At 63.2% G+C, this 6,028-nt stretch carries 6 protein-coding genes; 5 read left to right on the top strand and 1 reads right to left on the bottom strand.

Features of this window, described 5'->3' with window-relative positions:
• Nucleotides 1-6: 6 nt before the first annotated feature.
• The 5 genes from VGH68_RS25870 (at nucleotide 7) to VGH68_RS25850 (ending at nucleotide 4,882) form a co-directional block, all read left to right on the top strand.
• On the top strand, nucleotides 7-1,209 hold the full coding sequence (locus VGH68_RS25870; RefSeq protein WP_331606561.1) for a tryptophan--tRNA ligase: 1,203 nt from the start codon (nucleotides 7-9) through the stop codon (nucleotides 1,207-1,209).
• Between the two features lie 74 nt (nucleotides 1,210-1,283).
• A complete protein-coding gene (locus VGH68_RS25865; RefSeq protein WP_331606560.1) occupies nucleotides 1,284-1,880 on the top strand; it encodes a class I SAM-dependent methyltransferase in 597 nt (198 codons plus the stop codon).
• A 43-nt stretch (nucleotides 1,881-1,923) separates the two neighbouring features.
• Nucleotides 1,924-2,829, top strand: coding sequence for a 4-hydroxy-tetrahydrodipicolinate synthase (gene dapA, locus VGH68_RS25860; RefSeq protein ID WP_331606559.1), 906 nt, complete (start codon nucleotides 1,924-1,926; stop codon nucleotides 2,827-2,829).
• A gap of 130 nt (nucleotides 2,830-2,959) precedes the next feature.
• Nucleotides 2,960-4,099, top strand: coding sequence for an outer membrane protein assembly factor BamC (gene bamC / locus VGH68_RS25855; protein ID WP_331606558.1), 1,140 nt, complete (start codon nucleotides 2,960-2,962; stop codon nucleotides 4,097-4,099).
• A 9-nt stretch (nucleotides 4,100-4,108) separates the two neighbouring features.
• On the top strand, nucleotides 4,109-4,882 hold the full coding sequence (locus VGH68_RS25850) for an MBL fold metallo-hydrolase (protein ID WP_331606557.1): 774 nt from the start codon (nucleotides 4,109-4,111) through the stop codon (nucleotides 4,880-4,882).
• Nucleotides 4,883-5,012: 130 nt separating this feature from the next.
• Here the strand turns inward: VGH68_RS25850 and VGH68_RS25845 are convergent, their stop codons facing one another.
• Nucleotides 5,013-5,711 (bottom strand): Bax inhibitor-1/YccA family protein, encoded by a 699-nt coding sequence (locus VGH68_RS25845; RefSeq protein WP_331606556.1) that lies wholly within the window; start codon nucleotides 5,709-5,711, stop codon nucleotides 5,013-5,015.
• Nucleotides 5,712-6,028: the final 317 nt, after the last annotated feature.

The raw sequence follows: 6,028 nt of genomic DNA, 5'->3' as shown, positions 1-6,028 counted from the left end.
ATAACCATGTTCCCAGACCGTATCTTCTCCGGCATGCGGCCCACCGGGTCGCTGCACCTCGGCCACTATCACGGCGTGCTGAAAAACTGGGTGCGGCTGCAGTCCGAATACCCGTGCTTCTTCTGCGTGGTCGACTGGCATGCGCTGACCACGCACTACGAAACGCCCGAAGTGATCGAAAAGAACGTGTGGGACGTGCTAATCGACTGGCTCGCCGCCGGCATCGATCCGGCGCAGGCAACGCTGTTCATCCAGAGCAAGGTGCCCGAGCATGCGGAACTCGCGCTGTTGCTCGGCATGAGCACGCCACTCGGCTGGCTCGAACGCGTGCCGACCTACAAGGAGCAGATGGAAAAGCTCAAGGAGAAAGATCTGTCCACCTACGGCTTCCTTGGCTATCCGGTGTTGATGGCGGCGGACATTCTGCTTTATCGCGGCTCGCTCGTGCCGGTCGGCGAAGACCAGGTGCCGCACGTCGAGATGACCCGTGAAATCGCGCGCCGCTTCAACTATCTGTATGGCCGCGAGCCGGGCTTCGACGAGAAGGCCAATGAAGCGGCGAAGAAGCTCGGCGGCAAGCGCTCGAAGCTTTATCACGAGTTGCGCAATGCGTACCAGCAGGAAGGCGACGACGAAGCGCTCGAGCGCGCGCGGGCGATGCTGCAGGAGTCGCAGAGCCTGTCGATGAGCGATCGCGAGCGCCTGTTCGGCTACCTCGAAGGTTCGCGCAAGATTATCCTCGTCGAGCCGCAGGCGATGCTGACCGAGGCGTCGCGCATGCCGGGTCTGGACGGCCAGAAGATGTCCAAGTCGTATGGCAACACGATCGGCCTGCGTGAAGACGCGGAGACGATCACGAAGAAGGTTCGCACGATGCCGACCGACCCGGCGCGCGTGCGCCGCACCGATCCGGGCGACCCCGACAAGTGCCCGGTGTGGCAGTTGCATCAGGTCTATACCGACGAAGCGACGCACGAATGGGTGCAAAAGGGCTGCCGCTCGGCGGGTATCGGCTGCCTCGAGTGCAAGCAGCCGGTGATAGAAGGGATTCTGCGCGAGCAGCAGCCGATGCTGGAGCGCGCGCAGAAGTACATGGACGATCCGTCGCTGTTGCGCGCGATCGTCGCTGACGGCTGCGACAAGGCGCGGCGTTTCGCGACCGAGTCGATGCGCGACGTCCGCGACGCGATGGGCCTGTCGTACAACTGACGTGGCGTATCGCATCAGTGAGCGTAATCAGGTGAGCGTGACAGTGAGCGCGAGCGGGTGAACGGATGCCCGCGATGAATACGCCCGCCCCCGCGCATGGTCTCGGTGAGCCGTCGCGCTGGGTGCGCCGGTGGGCGCATCTGGTCTTGCCGGGCGGCGCGGTGCTGGACGTCGCGTCCGGCGCGGGGCGACACGCGCGGTTTTTCGCGTCGCGCGGACATCCGGTGACCGCCATCGACCGCGACATGGCCGCGCTCGACATGCTGCGCGACGCACCGCTTGTTACGACACTCATGGCCGACCTCGAAGGCGCGCCTTGGCCGTTGCCCAAAGACGCGGCGTTCGCCGCCGTCGTCGTGACGAACTATCTACACCGGCCGCTCTTTCCGCAACTGCTGCGCGCGCTCACGCCCGGCGGCGTACTGGTGTACGAGACCTTCGCGCAAGGCAATGAAAGCGTCGGCAAGCCTTCGAATCCGGCGTTTTTGCTCGCGCCCGGCGAGCTTATCGAGGCGGTCCGCGGCCAGCTCCAGGTAGTCGCATTTGAGGATGGATTTCTCGCACAGCCGCGTCCGGCCTACGTTCAGCGGATCTGCGCGGTTCGGCAGGCGGCGCGTCCAGACGATCCTGCAAAGGCGGTACTTCCTCCTTGTTACGAGTTGGCTGGCTAATCCGCTACAATCGCGGTTTACCTGATCAAATTCATGGCGTTTCATGACTAACGGCAACCAGAACGGCGTTCAGATCCGCGGCAGCATTCCTGCCATCATCACTCCGATGCTCGGAGACGGCAGCCTGGATCTGCCGGCGTTTCGCAAACTGATCGACTGGCACATCGAGGAAGGCACGGACGCGCTGGTCGTCGTCGGGACGAGCGGCGAATCGGCCACGCTGTCGGTCGAAGAACACGTGCTGATGGTCAAGACCGCGGTCGAACACGCCGCGGGCCGGATTCCGGTTATCGCTGGCGCGGGCGCCAATTCCACCACCGAAGCAATCGAACTCACGCAGCATGCGAAAGACGTGGGCGCCGACGCCACGCTGCAGGTCGTGCCGTACTACAACAAGCCGACCCAGGAAGGCATCTACCGCCATTTTGCGAAGATCGCCGAAACCGTCGATTTGCCGGTGATCCTGTACAACGTGCCGGGCCGCACCGTCGCGGACATGAGCAACGAGACCATCCTGCGGTGCGCGCAGGTGCCGGGCATCATCGGCGTGAAGGAAGCGACCGGCAACATCGACCGCGCCGCGCATCTGATCAAGTCGGCGCCGTCGCATTTCGCGATCTATAGCGGCGACGACCCTACCGCGATCGCGTTGATGCTGCTCGGCGGCCACGGCAATATTTCGGTCACCGCGAACGTCGCGCCGCGCGCGATGAGCGAGCTGTGCAAGGCCGCGCTCGCGGCGGACGCGAAGACCGCGCGCGAAATTCATCTGAAGCTCCTGTCGCTGCACAAGTACCTGTTCGCCGAAGCGAATCCGATTCCGGCGAAATGGGCGCTGCAGCAACTGGGGCGTGTGCAGGGCGGCATCCGCCTGCCGCTCACGCCGCTCGACGCGCGATACCACGAAGTGGTGCGCGGCGCGCTGCGCGAAGTAGGCTTGCTTGGCTGAGCGGGGCGCCCGCCCTACCGCCGGCGCCCCGCGCAAGACCGCCAACGGCATTTCCTTAACCGACGTCGCTTCAGCCCACGTTCCCGGCAGAAAGAACCAGGCATCGCGTTCCAGCATCACGAAGGACCTCATGAAACGTTCCGCACTTTCCCTCCACGCAACCCGCATGGCGGCGCTGGCGCTTGCGCTGACGACGCTCGCCGGCTGTGACACGCTGAACGACTGGTTCTCTTCCGACCGCGTCGACTACAAGAGCACGGCCAGCGCGCCGCCGCTTGCGGTGCCGAGCGATCTGAGCAGCACGCCAACCGATCAGCGCTATGTGGCGCCGGCCGCCAATCTGGCGCTGGGCGGCGCGACGACCCGCACCGTCACCGCTGCCGGCAATGCGATCGAAGGGCAGCCGACCGGGCAGGACCCGCTCGGCATGCATATCGAACGCGACGGCGACCGGCGCTGGCTCGTCGTCGATGGCCGCTCGCCGGAACAGCTATGGCCGCAGTTGCAGGAGTTCTGGCAGGAAAACGGCTTTGCGCTGAAGACGGACGCGCCGGCCACCGGCATCATGACGACCGACTGGGCCGAAAACCGCGCGAACATTCCGGACGACTGGTTCCGCCGTACAGTCGGCAAGCTGATCGACTTCGCCTATTCATCGGGCACGCGCGACAGTTTCCGCACGCTCGTATCGCGTGGTCCCGGCGACACCACGGACATCTCGATCACGCATAGCGCGATGGAGGAAGTGATGACGGGGCAGGACAAGACGTCGTCGCGCTGGGAGGAGCGTCCGCGCGATCCGGCGCTCGAAGCGATGTTCCTTGCCAGGCTGACGGAGAAGTTCGGTCTGACCGAAGCGCAGTCGAAGCAACTGTTGACCGACGCGCATCCGGCTGCGGTGCCGGCCACGATCGAGCAGAACGCGGGCGCCTCGACGCTTGATCTGCAGGAATCGTTCGACCGCGCATGGCTGCGCGTAGGCCTCGCGCTCGACCGCACCAACTTCACGGTCGACAACCGCGATCGACAGAAGGGCATCTATTACGTGCGCTACGCAGATTCGATGCAGGAGCTGAAGAAAGAGGGACTCTTCGGCAAGCTGTTCTACAGCGGTAATTCGGCACGCAAGCCAAGCCAGGAATTTCTTGTCAACGTGCGCGCGAAGGGTGACTCCGTTACGCAGGTGGCCGTGCTCGACACGACCGGCCAGATCGATACGTCGTCGGACGCGCAGCGCATCGTGTCGCTGCTGCACGCGCAACTGAATTAAGACAGGGCCGTGCGCTTCGCGAGTCTGGGCAGCGGCAGCGAAGGTAACGCGCTGCTGGTGGAGGCATCCAGCGGCGCCACGACGACGAGGGTGCTGCTTGATTGTGGGTTTTCCGCACGGGAAGTCGAGCGGCGTCTTACGCGGCTGGGCGCGAGCGTTGACGGCCTCGACGCCATTCTGATCACGCATGAACATGGCGACCATATCGGCAGCGCGTTGACGCTGTCCCGCAAGTGGTCGATTCCGTTGTACATGAGCTGGGGCACCGCGCGTGCGGTCGGCGCTGACGAAGCCGATGTCGACCTGCGGGTGCTGTGGGGCGAGGAGGCGGTGGCGATCGGCGACCTCAGCGTTCTTCCTTACACAGTTCCGCACGACGCCCGCGAGCCGCTACAGTACGTCTTCTCGAACGGCGCGCGCCGGCTCGGTGTGCTGACCGACGTGGGCACGTCCACGCCTCATATCAGCGCAGTGCTGAGCGGTTGCGATGCCCTCGTGCTGGAGTGCAATCACGACGTGCAGATGCTTGCGGGCAGTCGGTACCCGCCGTCGCTGAAGGCGCGCATCGGCGGCGATCACGGGCATCTGAACAACGATGCGGCCGCCGCGATTCTCGCTTCGCTCGACCGTTCTCGCCTTCGGCATCTGGTCGCCGCACATCTGAGCCAGCAGAACAATTCACCGCAATTGGCGCAGGCGGCCTTGGCGAGTGTGTTGTGCGCGGCGCCGACGGAAGTGGTGGTGGCGTCGCAAAGTGAAGGTTTCGCGTGGCTGACGGTCTGACGCTCGACTGATTCGATTGCGCTGTCAGGCCGGCCGACGGCGTCTTGCAATGAAAAAGCCCATAACGATTGCTCGTTATGGGCTTTTTCTTTCGACCGCCGCGTTGCAACTGCAGCGCGGTTACCCGGGCTTAATTGCGATTGCCGCCGAAAATGCCAAGCAGCGCGAGCAGATTGACGAACACGTTGTACAGGTCCAGATAGATCGCGAGCGTGGCGGTGATGTAGTTCGTCTCGCCACCATTCACGACGCGTTGCACGTCGAACATGATGTACACGGAGAAGATCACAATCGCCATGACCGAGACCGTCAGCATCAGCGCTGGCAGTTGCAGGAACACGTTCGCGACCGAAGCGAGCAGCAGCACGATCACGCCCATGAACAGCCACTTGCCGAGCCCCGAGAAATCGCGCTTGCTGACCGTTGCGATGGTCGCCATCGACGCGAAGATCACACCAGTGCCACCGAACGCGAGCATGATCAGCGATGGGCCGTTCGAGAAACCAAGCACGAATGCGAGGATGCGCGACAGCATCAGCCCCATGAAGAATGTGAATCCGAGCAGCACGAACACGCCTGCGGCACTTTCCTTGGTGCGCTGGATCGCGAACATAAAACCAAAGGCGATCGCGAAGAACGCCAGCATGCTCATTGCCGGGCTGGTGGCGGCGAACAGCGAGAAGCCCGTGGCGAGGCCGACCCAGGCGCCGAGCACGGTCGGAATCATGGACAGCGCCAGCAGCCAGTAGGTGTTCCGTAGCACGCGGTTGCGCGTTTCGGCCGTGCTCACCGCGCCGTTGCGGCCAAACATATACGGATGATCGTTCATGGTTTCTCCTTACCTCGGAACCGCGTTTGATGATGAATCGGCAATTCGTGAAGCGCCGGCAGGCGCCGCATCCATTCCTAAGATTAGCGCGGCGACGGGGAGTTTCAATACCTCAATCGCCCACAGCCCCTACGCTACCAGCATTCTGACTCTTTTGCGCGAAACCTTTCGGTATTGTAAGGGTTGCATCGCAATGATACACAGGGACATGCTATAATCGCGGACTCATTTGGATCAGTAACCTGTTAATTTTTTTGGAGTTTTTATGGCGATCGAACGCACCCTGTCGATTATCAAGCCGGACGCAGTGGCCAAGA

The sequence above is a fragment of the Paraburkholderia sp. genome (assembly GCF_036488505.1).
GTDB lineage: Bacteria > Pseudomonadota > Gammaproteobacteria > Burkholderiales > Burkholderiaceae > Paraburkholderia.
Note: the sequence above shows the minus strand (reverse complement) of the source record. Positions and strands in the feature narration are given on the sequence as shown.

Coding starts and splice junctions, on each gene's coding strand:
- VGH68_RS25865 (WP_331606560.1), top strand. CDS start 1,284: ATGAATACGCCCGCCCCCGCGCATGGTCTCGGTGAGCCGTCGCGCTGG.
- VGH68_RS25870 (WP_331606561.1), top strand. CDS start 7: ATGTTCCCAGACCGTATCTTCTCCGGCATGCGGCCCACCGGGTCGCTG.
- VGH68_RS25845 (WP_331606556.1), bottom strand. CDS start 5,711: ATGAACGATCATCCGTATATGTTTGGCCGCAACGGCGCGGTGAGCACG.
- dapA (WP_331606559.1), top strand. CDS start 1,924: ATGACTAACGGCAACCAGAACGGCGTTCAGATCCGCGGCAGCATTCCT.
- bamC (WP_331606558.1), top strand. CDS start 2,960: ATGAAACGTTCCGCACTTTCCCTCCACGCAACCCGCATGGCGGCGCTG.